16 protein-coding genes are annotated in these 14476 nt (G+C 60.8%); 10 read left to right on the top strand and 6 right to left on the bottom strand.

Features of this window, described 5'->3' with window-relative positions; genetic code table 11:
- Positions 1-155: 155 nt before the first annotated feature.
- On the bottom strand, positions 156-1529 hold the full coding sequence (ppnN, locus tag CAG47_RS24780; RefSeq protein ID WP_085728348.1) for a nucleotide 5'-monophosphate nucleosidase PpnN: 1374 nt from the start codon (positions 1527-1529) through the stop codon (positions 156-158).
- A gap of 234 nt (positions 1530-1763) precedes the next feature.
- Here ppnN and CAG47_RS24775 point away from each other — a divergent pair, with 234 nt between their 5' ends.
- Positions 1764-2291, top strand: coding sequence for a DUF3087 family protein (locus CAG47_RS24775; protein ID WP_085728346.1), 528 nt, complete (start codon positions 1764-1766; stop codon positions 2289-2291).
- 84 nt (positions 2292-2375) lie between these two features.
- On the top strand, positions 2376-3920 hold the full coding sequence (locus tag CAG47_RS24770; RefSeq protein WP_085728343.1) for a sensor domain-containing diguanylate cyclase: 1545 nt from the start codon (positions 2376-2378) through the stop codon (positions 3918-3920).
- Between the two features lie 3 nt (positions 3921-3923).
- Here CAG47_RS24770 and CAG47_RS24765 read toward each other — a convergent pair whose 3' ends face one another.
- The 3 genes from CAG47_RS24765 to CAG47_RS24755 form a co-directional block, all read right to left on the bottom strand.
- Complete coding sequence (locus tag CAG47_RS24765) at positions 3924-4286, bottom strand: DUF2784 domain-containing protein (protein WP_085728340.1); 363 nt, start codon at positions 4284-4286, stop codon at positions 3924-3926.
- A 60-nt stretch (positions 4287-4346) separates the two neighbouring features.
- The gene (dapA, locus tag CAG47_RS24760; protein WP_085728338.1) at positions 4347-5222 is read right to left on the bottom strand and encodes a 4-hydroxy-tetrahydrodipicolinate synthase; all 876 of its coding nucleotides are present in this window, start codon (positions 5220-5222) and stop codon (positions 4347-4349) included.
- 285 nt (positions 5223-5507) lie between these two features.
- Positions 5508-6443, bottom strand: coding sequence for a sensor domain-containing diguanylate cyclase (locus tag CAG47_RS24755; RefSeq protein ID WP_085728336.1), 936 nt, complete (start codon positions 6441-6443; stop codon positions 5508-5510).
- A gap of 169 nt (positions 6444-6612) precedes the next feature.
- Between CAG47_RS24755 and CAG47_RS24750 the strand changes: the two genes are divergently transcribed.
- The 3 genes from CAG47_RS24750 (at position 6613) to CAG47_RS28790 (ending at position 7835) form a co-directional block, all read left to right on the top strand.
- Positions 6613-7311 carry an AzlC family ABC transporter permease gene (locus CAG47_RS24750; protein ID WP_085728334.1) on the top strand — a complete coding sequence of 233 codons (699 nt, stop codon included), beginning with the start codon at positions 6613-6615 and terminating at the stop codon, positions 7309-7311.
- Entirely contained in the window at positions 7311-7622 is a 312-nt protein-coding gene (locus CAG47_RS24745) for an AzlD domain-containing protein (RefSeq protein ID WP_177409074.1), read from the top strand. The genes CAG47_RS24750 and CAG47_RS24745 overlap by 1 nt, the downstream gene beginning before the upstream one ends.
- A gap of 66 nt (positions 7623-7688) precedes the next feature.
- Positions 7689-7835 carry a hypothetical protein gene (locus tag CAG47_RS28790; RefSeq protein WP_177409072.1) on the top strand — a complete coding sequence of 49 codons (147 nt, stop codon included), beginning with the start codon at positions 7689-7691 and terminating at the stop codon, positions 7833-7835.
- Positions 7836-7923: 88 nt separating this feature from the next.
- Here CAG47_RS28790 and CAG47_RS24740 read toward each other — a convergent pair whose 3' ends face one another.
- The gene (locus CAG47_RS24740) at positions 7924-8628 is read right to left on the bottom strand and encodes an SOS response-associated peptidase family protein (RefSeq protein WP_085728330.1); all 705 of its coding nucleotides are present in this window, start codon (positions 8626-8628) and stop codon (positions 7924-7926) included.
- Positions 8629-8832: 204 nt separating this feature from the next.
- Between CAG47_RS24740 and CAG47_RS24735 the strand changes: the two genes are divergently transcribed.
- Positions 8833-9732, top strand: coding sequence for a polysaccharide deacetylase family protein (locus CAG47_RS24735; RefSeq protein WP_085728328.1), 900 nt, complete (start codon positions 8833-8835; stop codon positions 9730-9732).
- Between the two features lie 129 nt (positions 9733-9861).
- Here the strand turns inward: CAG47_RS24735 and CAG47_RS24730 are convergent, their stop codons facing one another.
- Positions 9862-10749 carry a LysR family transcriptional regulator gene (locus CAG47_RS24730; RefSeq protein WP_085728326.1) on the bottom strand — a complete coding sequence of 296 codons (888 nt, stop codon included), beginning with the start codon at positions 10747-10749 and terminating at the stop codon, positions 9862-9864.
- 127 nt (positions 10750-10876) lie between these two features.
- On the opposite strand from CAG47_RS24730, the gene CAG47_RS24725 reads away from it, so the two are divergent.
- The 4 genes from CAG47_RS24725 to CAG47_RS24710 all read left to right on the top strand — a co-directional run bounded on the left by CAG47_RS24725 (position 10877) and on the right by CAG47_RS24710 (position 14441).
- Entirely contained in the window at positions 10877-12025 is a 1149-nt protein-coding gene (locus CAG47_RS24725) for a muconate cycloisomerase family protein (protein ID WP_177409071.1), read from the top strand.
- Between the two features lie 10 nt (positions 12026-12035).
- Positions 12036-12326, top strand: coding sequence for a muconolactone Delta-isomerase (gene catC, locus CAG47_RS24720; RefSeq protein WP_007978984.1), 291 nt, complete (start codon positions 12036-12038; stop codon positions 12324-12326).
- A gap of 52 nt (positions 12327-12378) precedes the next feature.
- Complete coding sequence (catA, locus tag CAG47_RS24715; RefSeq protein ID WP_085728324.1) at positions 12379-13308, top strand: catechol 1,2-dioxygenase; 930 nt, start codon at positions 12379-12381, stop codon at positions 13306-13308.
- Positions 13309-13481: 173 nt separating this feature from the next.
- Positions 13482-14441 carry an AraC family transcriptional regulator gene (locus tag CAG47_RS24710; RefSeq protein ID WP_085728322.1) on the top strand — a complete coding sequence of 320 codons (960 nt, stop codon included), beginning with the start codon at positions 13482-13484 and terminating at the stop codon, positions 14439-14441.
- Positions 14442-14476 lie beyond the last annotated feature (35 nt).

Below are 14476 nucleotides of genomic sequence, written 5' to 3'. Positions count from 1 at the left end.
CGTGCTCGCTCCTACAGGAAGAGGTTTGAATGCACAGGAAATCGCCAGCAGCGTGTAACGCTCGTTGATTCAGCGCGCACTCCAGTCAGCGAGCCGCAGCTTTCACTGCGGCTCGTGACGGTAAGGCTTACATCGGCTTAGCGCTGCCGAAAGGGTTACGCCACCACCCGATAACACGGCACATACGCCGCGCCACCCGGCAGTTTCATGCGGTGCTGGGCGACGAAAGCTTTGAGCAGCAGGTCCAGCGGTTGCATGATCGCCGCGTCGCCATGGATCTGGTAGGGGCCGTGTTCTTCGATCAGGCGGATGCCCTTGTCCTTGACGTTGCCGGCGACGATGCCGGAGAACGCGCGGCGCAGGTTGGCGGCCAGTTCGTGGGGCGGCAGGTCGAGGCTGAGTTTCAGGTTGGCCATGTTTTCGTGAGTCGGGTCGAACGGGCGCTGGAAGCCTTCGTCGATCTTCAGCAGCCAGTTGAAGTGGAACGCATCGTTGCGCTCGCGGCGGAACTGCTTGACCGCCTTGAGGCCCTGGGTCATCTGCCGTGCCACTTCGGCCGGGTCGTCGATGATGATCTGGTAGTGCTGCTTGGCCGCGTCCCCCAGGGTGGCGCCGACGAACGCATCCAGTTGTTCCAGGTAGGGCGCTGCGTGTTTCGGCCCGGTGAGGATGACCGGGAAGGGCAGGCCTTCATTGCCCGGGTGCATCAGGATGCCCAGCAGGTACAGGAACTCTTCGGCCGTCCCGGCGCCGCCCGGGAAGATGATGATGCCGTGGCCGACGCGGACGAAGGCTTCCAGGCGTTTTTCGATGTCCGGCAGGATCACCAGTTCGTTGACGATCGGGTTCGGCGCTTCGGCGGCGATGATGCCGGGTTCGGTCAGCCCCAGGTAGCGGCCGCCGTGGATGCGTTGCTTGGCGTGGGCGATGGTTGCGCCTTTCATCGGGCCTTTCATCACGCCGGGACCGCAACCGGTGCAGATGTCCAGGCTGCGCAGGCCCAGTTCGTGGCCGACTTTCTTGGTGTATTTGTATTCTTCGGTGTTGATCGAGTGCCCGCCCCAGCACACCACGATCTTCGGTTCGACGCCGGGGCGCAGGGTGCGGGCATTGCGCAGCAGGTGGAAAACGTAGTCGCTGATGCCCTGGGAGTTGCTCAGGTCGATGCGTTGGCTGTCGAGTTCATTTTCGGTGTAGACAATGTCACGCAGGGCGCAGAACAGCATTTCCCGGGTACTGGCGATCATTTCACCGTCGACGAAGGCGTCGGCCGGGGCGTTCAGCAGTTCCAGGCGTACGCCGCGGTCCTGCTGGTGAATGCGGATTTCAAAATCCTTGTAGGCTTCAAGGATGGTCTTGGCGTTATCGACATGGGCGCCGGTGTTGAGGATGGCCAGGGCGCACTGGCGGAAGAGGGTGTAGGTGCTGCCGGAACCGGCTTCGCTCAACTGCTGGACTTCCCGCTGCGAGAGCGTTTCCAGGCTGCCTTTGGGACTGACGGAGGCGTTGATAACTTGGCGTTGGGTCATTCAATGATCCTTAAAACGATGTCATTCACACAGCAACAACGAATGGCATCCGAATAATGTGTATTCATGAAAGAAGATGGCACGAACTGCGCGGTCTCGCCATGTCCCCCGCTTGACGATGAAAAGATGAAAAGGGACCCCAGCATAGCTAAATCCTTCGCATTGGCGATAATGGCCCGCAGTTTTTTTGCCTCAGACCCCTTTTCACCATTGAAGCTCAGGAAACCCGACGCAATGTTCGAAATCCAGCCGATGAACGCCGACCTCTACCGACAACAGACGCGGCGCAGCACGGTCATCATCGCCCTGATCTTTCTCGCGCTGGCGATGGTGTTGTCCACGGTGGCGGTGGCGCTGTTCGGCACACCGGGGGGCGACAACCTGCGGTTCAACGTCGGTGGCGTGTTTGTCGCGGTGCTGGCGATGGCGGCGCTGATGCGCAAAGTGTTCTGGGGCCAGGAATGGATGAAGCCTGCGGTCTACAGTTGGCAACTCAAGCGCAGCCTGATGAGCATCACCAATGTCATGCATCATGTAACGGCGGCCGTGGAGCGCGGTGATCCGGTTGCGATGAAGCTGTTGCGTTTCTACCATTTGGGCTTGAACCAGATGCATCAGCTCGATGGCAACTCCAGCGACCACAGCCAGTTGATCCGCGAAATGGACCGGCACAAGGAGCGGATGCAAGCGCAGGGCATCGACCCCGAACAGATGCGGCTGGATCCGGCGTGGCTGGAGGCGGTAAAGCAGGCGTCGCGTTAACACCATTGCGAGCCCGGATCGGGCATAGTGAGCAAACACGGCGGTCAGGAAGGCTCGCCCTGTCACAGTCAATCAGGGAGCACCATGGGACATCCATCGATCAACGATCATACTGAAATGCTCCGGCCAGCCGTGCCCCGGCTCAAGGTCCGCTCGGCGGTGATCCTGCTGGTGGCGGTATGCCTGTCGATGATGATTATCGTGATCTGGCAAGCCTGGAGTTCACGCCAGTACCAACTGCATGACAAGGAAGTGGCGTTGTCCAACCTTGCGCAGACCCTGGCATCGCAAGCGCGGGCAACGATCAAGCAGGCCGATACACTGCTGTTCACCCTGGTCGATCGTCTGGAACACGATGGCGTGGATCAATCCCGACTGCCGCAATTGCTCAACGCCCAGCGCGGTGAGTTGAGCCAGCTCCATGGTTTGTTCGTTTTCGACGAAAACGGTCAGTGGGTCGCCAATTCCAACGGCGCCGGCCAGACCGGCGTCAACAATTCCGACCGTGAATACTTCATTTTCCATCGCGACAACCCCAGTCGCGAGCCGCACATCGGGCCGTCGATCAAGAGCCGTTCGAGCGGTGAGTGGATCGTGACGGTTTCGCGCCGGGTCAATCATCCCGACGGCAGCTTTGCCGGGGTGGCGCTGGCGACGATTTACCTCAGTCATTTCCTGCAGCTCTACGACAGCATCGACATGGGCAGCAACGGGGTGATCAACCTGATTGCCGACAATGCCAGCATTGTCATTCGCAGGCCCTTCAAGGAGACGGAGATCGGCAGCAGTCTGGCCAAGAGCCCGTTGTTCACCCAGTTGTTGCCCAAGGGCGATGCGGGCACGGCCACGATCACGTCGATCATCGACGGTGTCGAGCGGGTGACGGGGTATCGCCGGGTCGAGGGTTATCCGCTGATCGTTTTTGCCGCGCTGAACAAGGATGAAGTGCTGGCGAGTTGGCGCCGGGAAACCCTGCTCAGCGCCGGCATCGTCACGCTGTTGCTGAGTGTTCTCGGCGTACTGGGGTATCGGCTGATCAAGCTGATGAAGCAGCAAAACCTGGTGCAGGTCGAGTTGCTGGGCACCCAGGACAAGCTCCTGGAGGTCAATCGCAACCTCGAAGGCCTGGCCTTGAAGGACGCGCTGACGGGGGTGGCCAACCGGCGACAGCTCGACGTATTCATCGATGCCGAAATGGGCCGCGCCCGACGCAACCAGACCGAGTTGGCGCTGCTGATGATCGATGTCGATCATTTCAAACCCTTCAACGACTGCTATGGCCACCAGGCCGGTGATGAATGTTTGCGCAGGGTCAGTGCGATCATCACCGACAACATCAAGCGCCCCGGTGACCTGGCCGCCCGTTATGGTGGCGAAGAGTTCGCCGTGGTGCTGCCCGGCACCGACTACGTGGGGGCCTTTCTGGTGGCGGAGAAAATCCGCCGCGCGGTGCTGCAGGCCGACATTGCCCACAGTGGCAGCCCGGAAGGCATCGTGACCGTCAGCGTTGGCGTGTGCGCCTGCAATGCAGCGTCCCAGCTCCACCCCGAAGAACTGATTGGTGCGGCAGACAAGGCGCTGTACGTGGCCAAGGCCAGTGGACGGAACATGAGCGTGATTGCCAATTGAATGTCAGGCGGCCCATCGCCGGATCAATTGAAGATAGACCAGCACGTTGATCACCAGCACCACGGCGCCCAATCCCAACTGAATGTCGGCTGTCAGGCCGGCGGGATAGATGACCGGCCAGAGGTAGTGCTCGATGAAACCGCCGCCATAGCCGCCTTGCCCGGCTCCCTGGCGCATGCGGTTTTCCCAGTCGGTGAGCGGGCAGGGCAGGTGGAAGAACTCCACCGCCATCCCCCACAGCGCGGCCGGCGGATGCCACCAGATCAGGTGGCGCCATTTGAGCACCAGCAAGCCGCCGAACAACACAAACACGATGAACAGCAAGTGAAACAGCATCAGCCCGTCGGCGGCGATTCGGTACAGCATGTCGGTGCCCCTGAAGGCTGAACGAATCGCTCCATGGTACTCGGGCCGGTGGCGGGGGCTCTATCGATTGTCGCGGGCCAATGCGCCGAGCACGCCTTTCAAGCGTTCGGCCATCGATTCGCTGCTGCGTTGCATCGGTGCTCGCAGTTCATCACCGATCAAGCCTTGCAGGGCCAGCGCGGTTTTCACCGGGGCCGGGTTGGGCTCCAGGAACAGGCTGTCGATCAGCGGCAGCAAACGGAAAAACGTGGCGCGGCCGTCCGCCAACCGGTTGTCGCGGATCTGCCGGTACAACTGCACGAACAGTTCGGGATGCACATGGGCCGATGCGGCAATCGCGCCTTTGGCGCCCAGGCACAGGGCGTTGAAGATCTGGTTGTCTTCACCGCACAGCACATCGACCTGGCCGCTGTTGAGCAAGGCGAGGGTGTTCGAGAAATTGCCGCCGCAATCCTTGATGGCGACGATGCGCTCGTGGGCGACGATGTTGAGCAGGGTCGCCTGATCGAAGGCCGCGCCGGTACGGTAAGGGATGTCGTAGAGAATCAGTGGAACGCTGGAAGCATCGGCGACCGTGCGGAAAAACACTTCGAGACCGGCCTGGGACGGGCGGATGTAATACGGCGCCGGCACCAGCAGGCCGGCCACCGGTCGCTTGAGGATCTCGCTCTGCAATTGCAACAACTCGCTCAGGTTGTTACCGGCCAGGCCCATGACCACCCGTTGCGCAGGCACCAATTCCAGCACCGCATCGAGCACCGCCAGTTGCTCGTGTTTGCCCATCGCCGCCGGTTCGCCGGTGGTGCCGCAAACGATGAGACCGTCGACGCCGCTCTCCAGCAAATGGCTGACCAGCCGGCGCAATCCGACGAAATCGATGGCACCGTTGTGGAACGGTGTGACCAGTGGAACCCAGATACCTTGAAACGCAGACATGCACTTTCTCCTGATGGTTGACCGATTTCGTCACCGTCAGGAGCGTAGAGGGAAAGTAAGCAAGGGGAGGGTGGTCCGTCGCGCTCAATGTCCTGTCAGCTCATCTGACGGGACAGCGCGCCCCGGTCACATGAGCGACTGTTTCTTCGATTTGAGGGTGTTCGCAACGCAACCTTGCGCCTTGGCAATCAAGCCAATGACGGAAGTGTCGAGGTTGAAGGTCGCGGACATACTTGCTTACACCCTGAATGAGGCGTCCAGTTTTAAAAGCCGGCACGCCGTTTGTCAATCACGAAAATCAGCGTACTCAGCGCGCATCCGGCCACTGTGCTTGGCCTTGTAGAGCAGATGATCGACCTGTTCGACGAATTCCAGGGCCGTGGCATGCATCGATGCCTGGGTGGTGCCGACGCCGAGGCTGATACTCAGCAGCCTGGACACGTTCGAAAATTCATGGGGGATCTGCTGCTGGCGAATCAGGTGCAGGCACTTGTGCGCCACCAGCCGCGCGGACTCGGCATCGGTTTCCGGCAGCAGCCAGACAAACTCTTCACCGCCGATCCGGGCGATGAAATCCCGCGGCCGGTTGGCCGCCATCGACAGTGTTTGCGCGACGCGGCGCAGGCATTCGTCACCCTTGATGTGGCCGTAATGGTCGTTGTATTGCTTGAAGTAATCGATATCCAGCACGATCACCGACAACGGCGAGCCGGTACGTTGGGCAGCGTTCCACTCGCGTTCCAGCACGGTGTCGAACATGCGTCGGTTGGCGATGCCGGTCAGGCCGTCCTGGAAGGAATACTCTTCAAGCTGCTTTTGCAGGCGGATCAGGTGCTCTTCGGTTTTCTTGCGCTCGCTGATATCGAACATGAAACCCACCAGCGCCTCGACTTCACCGTCCTTGCGCACTACGTGCACCACATCGCGGATCCACACGTACTCGCCGCTTTCGGTCAGTGCGCGATAGTCGGCTTCATGATCGATGCCAGCCCGGGATTGCGAGACACAGAAGTCCATCACGTAGTCGCGGTCATCCGGGTGCATGCGCTCGACCCAGTCATTGACCGAAACCCAGCTGTGCTGTTTCCAGCCCAGAAGCTCTTCGATCTGTGGCCCGATGTAACTGAACGTCATGGTTTTCCAGTCGATGCGCCAGGGAATGGCTTTGGTCGACTCAAGCAGGGTTTTGTACACGTCGCTGTCGGTTTCGACTGAACTCATTAGGGGGTCGGCCTCGATGAAAATGCAGCGCCATCATGTTGCTACCACCGAGGCGAATCAAGCGGTTAGCCGATGAATGGCATGCAGTCGCTGCGATGAGCAAGATTGTTCAAGCCTTCGGCCGCGACTGCTGGCACAGTCTCAGGTCTTTCCCTGTCTGTAGAACGTCATGCCCAACTCACTCATGCCGCGCAGCGCCTTTCTGCGCGGGGCCGCCGCGATCATGCCGCTGTCCCTGGCCACCGCGCCCTGGGGCTTGCTGGCCGGTTCCATGGCCATCGAAGCCAACCTCACACCCCTGCAAGGCCAGGGCCTGTCGAGCATCGTGTTTGCCGGTGCCGCTCAATTGGTGGCCATCGGCATGCTCAAGGGCGGTGCCGGGATTTTTTCGATCTTGCTCACCACCTTGCTGCTGACCTCCCAGCATTTGCTCTACGGGATGAGCCTGCGTTCGGTGATTTCTCCATTGCCGGGGCGTTGGCGTGCGGGGCTGGGCTTCTTGCTCACCGATGAGCTGTTCGCCCTGACCAGCCAGCACGACAAACAGCAATTCAACCGCTGGTACGCCCTGGGTGTCGGCCTGACGTTCTATATCGCCTGGAACCTCTTCACCCTGGCGGGCATTGTGCTCGGCAGCAGCATTCCCGGCCTTGAACACCTGGGCCTGGATTTCTCCATCGCAGCCACCTTCATTGCCTTGATCACTCCGGTGGTGCGCAATGTGCCGACCGTGGTGTGCGTGGCGGTGTCGCTGTTCTGCTCGGTGCTGTTCAGCTACTGGCAATGGGGCTCGGCGCTGGTGCTGTCGGGGCTGGCTGGCATGACCGCCGGGTTTGTCTGCAATAAAATCCACGGTGGACGCACATGATGGTCTGGGCTGTGATTGTCGGAATGGGCGTGCTGGTGTTTCTCAACCGCTATGTTTTCCTGGAACCGCGACTGCCGGTACGCCTGAGCAGCAATGCCCGGCAGTTCCTCGGGTTTGCCGTGCCGGGCATGTTGACCGCGATCTGCGGGCCGATTGTGTTCATGCCGGAGAAACAACTGAACCTGCACTGGGACAATCCCTACCTGATCAGCTCGCTGGTGGCGATCGGGCTGGTGCTGTACACGCGCAATACCTTGCTCAGCATGCTGTTGAGCATGGGCTTCTTCTTTTTGCTGCGCTGGTGGCTGTGAGCGGGGCAGGGCGATCTGTTCTACGCTTAAGATTGATGACCGATCCCTTCAGGAAGAGAGGTGAACATGGCCAATGAACCCAAGCATCCGGACCCGGAAGAGGACGTGGACGAACCTACGGAAGAAGAGATAGAGCAGCAGAAGCGTTCGGTACCGGACTGGAAGCATCCTGACGACGGTACGGAACTGTCGGAGCCTGACCGCAAGTTCTGACTGGGTGCTGTGCTGTAGGAGCGAGCATGCTCCGGGCGGCGTTCCGACGAAGAACGCCAGGACAACGCGGGCATTCAGGCAGTACGCGTTATCGTTGACGTCCATCGCGAGCATGCTCGCTCCTACATATCAGCGCGGCACTTTGGTTCCTGACATTGCCAACGGCCTTGTCGACCTCGTACCACTCGAATACGTCACTGGCTTCGCCCTGGGACAAGGCCATTTCTTCGGCGCGTTCCTTGGGCGTGGCCGGGTCCAGCCATTCCCGCGCCAGTTCGGGGCAGAACACCACCGGGCGTCGGTCATGCACGTCAAGCAGGCCGCCTGCGCTGTCGGCCGTGAGGATGACGAAACCGTCGTGCTCTCTGTGCGGGGCTCCGCCAATGGGGTATTGGCCGATCACCGCGCAAAAAATCGGCTTGCGGTCCCGTCGCCGAATCAACCACGGTTGTTTGTTGCCATCACCGGCATCGACCCATTCGAACCAGTTATCTATCGGGCAGATCGCTCGATGCGGCCAGATTGCCCGGAAATACGGGCCGTGGGCGACCTTCTCGACCCGGGCATTGATCGGTGCCACTCGATCCGTCGCCCAGTGCGGACGCCAACCCCAGCGCACGGCGTCGGCATGCAGCCGTTCATTCTCCAGATGCAGCAGGGCAAGTTGCGTGGTGGGCGCGGCGTTATAGTGCGCCAGGGGTTCGTTGCCGACGTGATTGATCAGCGCGTAGGGGATGCTCAGCACCGCCACGAAGTCGTGAATCCCGCGGTATTGCGACAGTCGTCCACACATGGCTTGACACTCTGGTTGAGACGCTCTGACCGGAGATTTCAGTTTAGTAGCTCGCGACGAAACCGGCCTGGCAAGCAGCGGAACCAAACCCTGTGTACCCTATCCAACCTCGACCCGCCGCCCAGCGGGGGTAAAGCTGGATGATCCGGCCAAGGATCCTGGCCAAGCGAAGCATGACCGTGATGGTCTGACCCAAGGCAAAACATGAAGCACTTGTTCAAGGTATTAACGGTATGTGCCATGGCGGCCGGTTTGCTGGGGTGCATCGCGGCACCCATCGAAATGACCGCGCAGACCGAACAGCGTCTGAGTGCACAACCACCGATCCGCTTTCTGCTGACCTTCGATGACGGTCCCAGTGCATCGAGCTGGTGGAATCCGACCGTCACGGTGCTTGAGAGCCTGGCGCAAAACCCGCTGCAACCGGGCATCAAGGCCGTGTTCTTCGTGCAAACCCGGGCACCGCGAGCGGGTGGCAGCGAGTTGGGTCGGGAGATCATGCGGCGCGAACACGCCGAAGGTCATATCCTGGGCTTTCACACGGCGACGCCCTGGCACACCAATCATCGCTCGTTGGAACCGCAGGAGCTGGAACAGGCCCTCACTGACGGCAGTGCCGACATCGCGGCGATCACCGGCGCCCCCCCGATCCTGTTGCGCCCGCCATTCTGGAACTATGACAAACGCACCTTCGCCGCTTATCAGCAGCATGGCCTGCATGTATTGCTGACGGACTTGAGTGCCAATGACGGCAAGATCTGGGGCTTCAACGCCAGCCCCCGACGCCGCTCGCACATGCTGCGCTCGATGTCCGAAGTGCGCGAACGCATTGCCCGTGGCGAACTGCCGGTGGTCGATGGGGTGATCCCGGTGGTGGTGACCTTTCACGACCTCAACCGTTATACCGCCCGGCATACCCGTGAATACTTGCAGATACTGCTCGACAGCGCCCGGGAGACCGGGGTGAAAACCGCGGACAAGCCGTTTTACGAGGACCAGGCCGCATTGCAGCGGGCCGCCATGGCGCGAACCGTGCGCGATGGTTCGCAGCCGGTCGAGCTGCCGGGATTCTGGAACTGGATCTGGGGGGCAAACACCCATTGAAAGAGTGACCCTGAAACCATTCAGCCGGGTTTGACTGCTGTGCACTGTCAATGAGCTTGCGATGGCTGCGCCGCCGAACGGGACGGTGCGGCGATCCGCCAAGCTTCCTCGCCACAGGTGATCATCGCCTTACATGACCGGCGGCAGCAGTTCATCAATCATCCGCAGACAATGGCTCAACCCCGGCGACACATCGCCCACCCGTCGGCTGAGAATGATCGGCGAAGTGGCGTTGTCTTCCAGTAGCGGAGTGAAGCCGATGTCGTCGCGGTGCAGCAACTGCACCGAGGCCGGCACCAGCGTGACCCCGATGCCTGCCCCCACCAGACCGATCGCCGTTTGCAGCTCGTTGGTCCATTGCGCCACGTGGATACGCACGCCACAGGACTCGAACAGCGCGATGACATGGTCGGCGTAACTTGGTCGTGGATTGCCGGGGTACAGCACAAAGGGTTCCCTGGCCAGTTCCCGCAGGCTGATGGGACCGGCGAGCAGCGGGTGGCCGGCGGGCAGGGCGGCCACCAGGCGGTCCTCGGTGAGCACGGTCTGGACGATGGCCGGGTCGTCGATACGGATCCGGCCGAAACCGATGTCGATGCGCCCGGCCTTCAACGCCTGCACCTGTTGCAGGGTGGTCATTTCCGAAAGCCCCAGCTCCAGTTCCAGTGGCTCGCCACTGCGCAACCGTCGGATCAGTTCCGGTAGCACGCCATACAGTGTCGAGGGTGCAAAACCGATACCCAACCAGGTCTTCTCGCCCAGCCCGATACGCTTTGTGTTGTCGCAGACCTTGTTCAGTTGTTCGAGCAGGGCGGTGGAGTGCTCATGGAAAAACCGTCCGGCGTCGGTCAACTTCAGCGGTCGACCGCGTTCCAGCAACATCACTCCCAACTCGTCCTCCAGTTGCTGGATCTGCCGGCTCAGGGGCGGCTGGGCGATGTGCAGCAGCTCGGCGGCGCGGGTGAAGTTGAGGGTTTGAGCCAATACCTGGAAATAACGCAGGTGACGCAGTTCCATGGAACCTCCAAATACGCATCGGTTGCATACCTCTAAGGTATCAAGTCAGACCAATTCTATATTGGCATCGCAAAAAAAGCCGTACGAGAATCGATTCCAGAACTTCAAGAACCTAACGGGTATCGAAATGCTTGCAACCGCCATTGAGTCGATCGAGACGATCATCGTCGACCTGCCGACTATCCGCCCGCACAAGCTGGCGATGCACACCATGCAGAACCAGACCCTGGTGATCATCCGCGTGCGTTGCGCCGACGGCATCGAAGGCATCGGTGAATCCACCACCATCGGTGGCCTGGCCTACGGCAATGAAAGCCCGGACAGCATCAAGACCAACATCGACACGCACTTCACGCCGCTGCTGATCGGCCAGGACAGCGCCAACGTCAACGCCGCCATGTTGCGCCTGGAGCGCAGCATCCGTGGCAACACCTTCGCCAAGTCCGGTATCGAAACCGCGCTGCTCGACGCCCAGGGCAAACGCCTTGGCCTGCCGGTCAGTGAGTTGCTTGGCGGTCGCGTACGTGATGCACTGCCAGTGGCCTGGACCCTGGCCAGCGGCGACACCGAAAAAGACATCGCCGAAGCGGAAAAAATGCTCGACCTGCGCCGCCATCGCATCTTCAAGCTGAAGATCGGTGCCGGGGAGGTCAATCGTGACCTGGCCCATGTAATCGCCATCAAGAAAGCCCTGGGTGATCGCGCCAGTGTGCGGGTCGACGTCAACCAGGCCTGGGACGAAGCCGTCGCGATTCGTGCCTGCCGGATCCTCGGCACCAATGGCATCGACCTGATCGAGCAGCCGATCTCGCGCAACAACCGCGCCGGCATGGCTCGCCTGAATGCCATGAGCCCGGCGCCGATCATGGCCGACGAATCCATCGAATGCGTGGAAGATGCGTTCAACCTGGCCCGCGAAGGCGCAGCCTCGGTGTTCGCCCTGAAGATCGCCAAGAACGGCGGCCCGCGCGCTGTATTGCGTACCGCGTCCATCGCCGAAGCGGCCGGTATCGCCCTGTACGGCGGCACCATGCTTGAAGGTGGCTTGGGCACCATGGCTTCGGCCCATGCGTTCGTCACCCTGAACAAACTGGCGTGGGACACCGAGCTGTTCGGCCCACTGCTGCTGACCGAAGACATTCTCGGCGAGCCGCTGGTGTATCGCGATTTCGAACTGCACGTACCGAAGACACCGGGCCTGGGCCTGAGCCTGGATGAAGAGCGCCTGGCGTTCTTCCGCCGCGACAAGACATCCACAGCCATTCATCAAGCCTGAGGAGAGCATTATGCTGTTCCACGTAAAAATGACCGTGAACTTGCCGGTCGACATGAATCCCGAAGCGGCCGCCAGATTGAAGGCGGACGAGAAAGCCCTGGCCCAGCGCCTGCAAGAGCAGGGCAAGTGGCGTCACCTGTGGCGCATCGCCGGGCACTACGCCAACTACAGCGTGTTCGATGTCGACAGTGTTCAGGAACTGCATGACCTGCTGATGCAATTGCCCCTGTTCCCGTACATGGCCATCGAAATCGACGCGATGTGCCGGCATCCTTCTTCCATCCGTGACGATGACCGCTGAGCCCAGCCTGTTCAGCTCGCTACGCCAATAATTACAAGATGAGGAACCCAGAATGAACGTCAAGATTTCCCACACTGCCGAAGTCCAGAAATTTCTCGAAGAAGCCAGCGGCCTGCTCAACGACGCCGGCAATCCACGGACCAAGGCGCTGGTCTACCGCATCCTGCGTGACTCGGTGAACATCATCGAAGACCTGGCCGTGACTCCGGAAGAGTTCTGGAAAGCCGTCAACTACCTCAACGTGCTGGGTGCGCGCCAGGAAGCCGGGCTGGTGGTGGCCGGTCTCGGCCTGGAACATTACCTCGACCTGCTGATGGATGCCGAAGACGAACAGGCCGGCAAGACCGGCGGCACCCCGCGTACCATCGAAGGCCCGCTGTACGTGGCGGGCGCACCACTGTCGGTGGGCGAAGCGCGTCTCGACGATGGCGTCGATCCGGGTGTGACCCTGTTCATGCAAGGCCGCGTGTTCAACACCGCTGGCGAACCTTTGGCTGGCGCCGTCGTAGACGTCTGGCACGCCAATACCGGTGGCACCTACTCGTACTTCGATACCACGCAGTCGGAGTTCAACCTGCGTCGTCGCATCGTCACCGATGCCGAAGGTCGTTACCGTTTCCGCAGCATCGTGCCGTCGGGTTATGGCTGCCCACCGGATGGTCCGACCCAGCAACTGCTCGATCAACTGGGCCGTCATGGCCAGCGCCCGGCGCACGTGCACTTCTTCATCTCCGCGCCGGATCATCGCCACCTGACCACCCAGATCAACCTCGACGGCGAAAAATACCTGCATGACGATTTCGCCTACGCCACCCGCGATGAGCTGATCGCCAAAATCACCTTCAGCGACGATCAGCAGCGCGCGGCGGCCCATGGTGTGAGCGGACGTTTTGCCGAAATCGACTTCGATTTCACCCTGCAGTCGTCGGCGCAGCCTGAGGAGCAACAGCGCGGCGAGCGTTTGCGCGCCCTGCAAGACTGATCGCAAATCCCTCCTGTAGGAGCGAGCATGCTCGCGATGACGGAGTGCCAGTCAACATAAATGTTGAATGTCAAACCGCTATCGCGAGCTTGCCGCAAGCGGGCACTCGCTCCTACAGGGGTTCGGTTCTAGAATGGTCCGACGCAACCTATAACAACAACGAGAGTGACCTGATGATGCAAGCGCAACTGTTGAGTCAGCGCAGCCGGGTTTTCGACCATGCCGACCCTTACGCGGTGTCCGGCTATGTCAATCAGCACGTCGGTAACCACTGCATCCTCATGCCCCGTGCCGGCAGCCCGCTGGCCAGCCTTGACCATCGCAAGTTCGCCAGCCTCGACCTGTGCCGCATCAGCTACGGCGCCAGTGTGCGTGTGACGTCCGGTGCGCTGGACAGCATCTATCACCTGCAAGTGTTGCTGCGCGGCAATTGCCTGTGGCGCGGTCACGGCCAGGAGCATTACTTCGCCCCCGGCGAATTGCTGTTGATCAATCCCGACGATCCGGTGGACCTGACCTATTCCGACGATTGCGAAAAATTCATCCTCAAAGTCCCGACCCGCTTGTTCGAATCAGTCTGCGATGAGCAGCGCTGGCGCTATCCGGGGCAGGGCGTGCGGTTTCTGGAAAACCGTTACCAGCTCAATGAGCTGGAAGGTTTCGTCAACCTGCTGGCAATGATCTGTCAGGAGGCCGAATCCACCGAGCAGATCCCCAGGGTGCAGGAGCATTACACGCAGATCATCGTCAGCAAGATGCTCAGCCTGATGAAGACCAATGTCTGCCGCCTCGAGCTGGGCTCGCAGACGGCTACGTTCGAGGCGATCGCCGATTACATCGCCAACCACCTCAAGCAGGACATCGACAGCGAAGCACTGGCACGCCAGGCCCACATGAGCCTGCGTTCGTTGTACGCATTGTTCGAGCGCAACGCCGGCCTTACGCCGAAAAACTACCTGCGCCAGAAACGCCTGGAACGCATCAACGCCTGCCTGAGCGACCCGACCTGCAACGTGCGCAACATCACGGAAGTGGCGATGGATTACGGCTTCCTGCACCTGGGCCGGTTCTCCGACAGCTACCGCAAGCAGTTCGGCGAGTTGCCGTCCGATACCCTCAAGCGCCGGCACTGAGTTCACCGCACAACCTGTGGCGAGGGGGCTTGCCC

This window comes from Pseudomonas sp. R37(2017), from assembly GCF_002113375.1.
GTDB lineage: Bacteria > Pseudomonadota > Gammaproteobacteria > Pseudomonadales > Pseudomonadaceae > Aquipseudomonas.
This window is presented reverse-complemented; position numbering and strand designations above follow the sequence as displayed.

Bases quoted from the DNA above. Each gene is read 5' to 3' on its own strand.
- CAG47_RS28790 (WP_177409072.1), top strand. From the start codon at position 7,689: ATGGCCAATGAACCCAAGCATCCGGACCCGGAAGAGGACGTGGACGAA.
- dapA (WP_085728338.1), bottom strand. From the start codon at position 5,222: ATGTCTGCGTTTCAAGGTATCTGGGTTCCACTGGTCACACCGTTCCAC.
- CAG47_RS24710 (WP_085728322.1), top strand. From the start codon at position 13,482: ATGATGCAAGCGCAACTGTTGAGTCAGCGCAGCCGGGTTTTCGACCAT.
- CAG47_RS24745 (WP_177409074.1), top strand. From the start codon at position 7,311: ATGGTCTGGGCTGTGATTGTCGGAATGGGCGTGCTGGTGTTTCTCAAC.
- ppnN (WP_085728348.1), bottom strand. From the start codon at position 1,529: ATGACCCAACGCCAAGTTATCAACGCCTCCGTCAGTCCCAAAGGCAGC.
- catA (WP_085728324.1), top strand. From the start codon at position 12,379: ATGAACGTCAAGATTTCCCACACTGCCGAAGTCCAGAAATTTCTCGAA.
- CAG47_RS24765 (WP_085728340.1), bottom strand. From the start codon at position 4,286: ATGCTGTACCGAATCGCCGCCGACGGGCTGATGCTGTTTCACTTGCTG.
- CAG47_RS24725 (WP_177409071.1), top strand. From the start codon at position 10,877: ATGCTTGCAACCGCCATTGAGTCGATCGAGACGATCATCGTCGACCTG.
- CAG47_RS24775 (WP_085728346.1), top strand. From the start codon at position 1,764: ATGTTCGAAATCCAGCCGATGAACGCCGACCTCTACCGACAACAGACG.
- CAG47_RS24770 (WP_085728343.1), top strand. From the start codon at position 2,376: ATGGGACATCCATCGATCAACGATCATACTGAAATGCTCCGGCCAGCC.
- CAG47_RS24750 (WP_085728334.1), top strand. From the start codon at position 6,613: ATGCCCAACTCACTCATGCCGCGCAGCGCCTTTCTGCGCGGGGCCGCC.
- CAG47_RS24755 (WP_085728336.1), bottom strand. From the start codon at position 6,443: ATGAGTTCAGTCGAAACCGACAGCGACGTGTACAAAACCCTGCTTGAG.
- catC (WP_007978984.1), top strand. From the start codon at position 12,036: ATGCTGTTCCACGTAAAAATGACCGTGAACTTGCCGGTCGACATGAAT.
- CAG47_RS24740 (WP_085728330.1), bottom strand. From the start codon at position 8,628: ATGTGTGGACGACTGTCGCAATACCGCGGGATTCACGACTTCGTGGCG.
- CAG47_RS24730 (WP_085728326.1), bottom strand. From the start codon at position 10,749: ATGGAACTGCGTCACCTGCGTTATTTCCAGGTATTGGCTCAAACCCTC.
- CAG47_RS24735 (WP_085728328.1), top strand. From the start codon at position 8,833: ATGAAGCACTTGTTCAAGGTATTAACGGTATGTGCCATGGCGGCCGGT.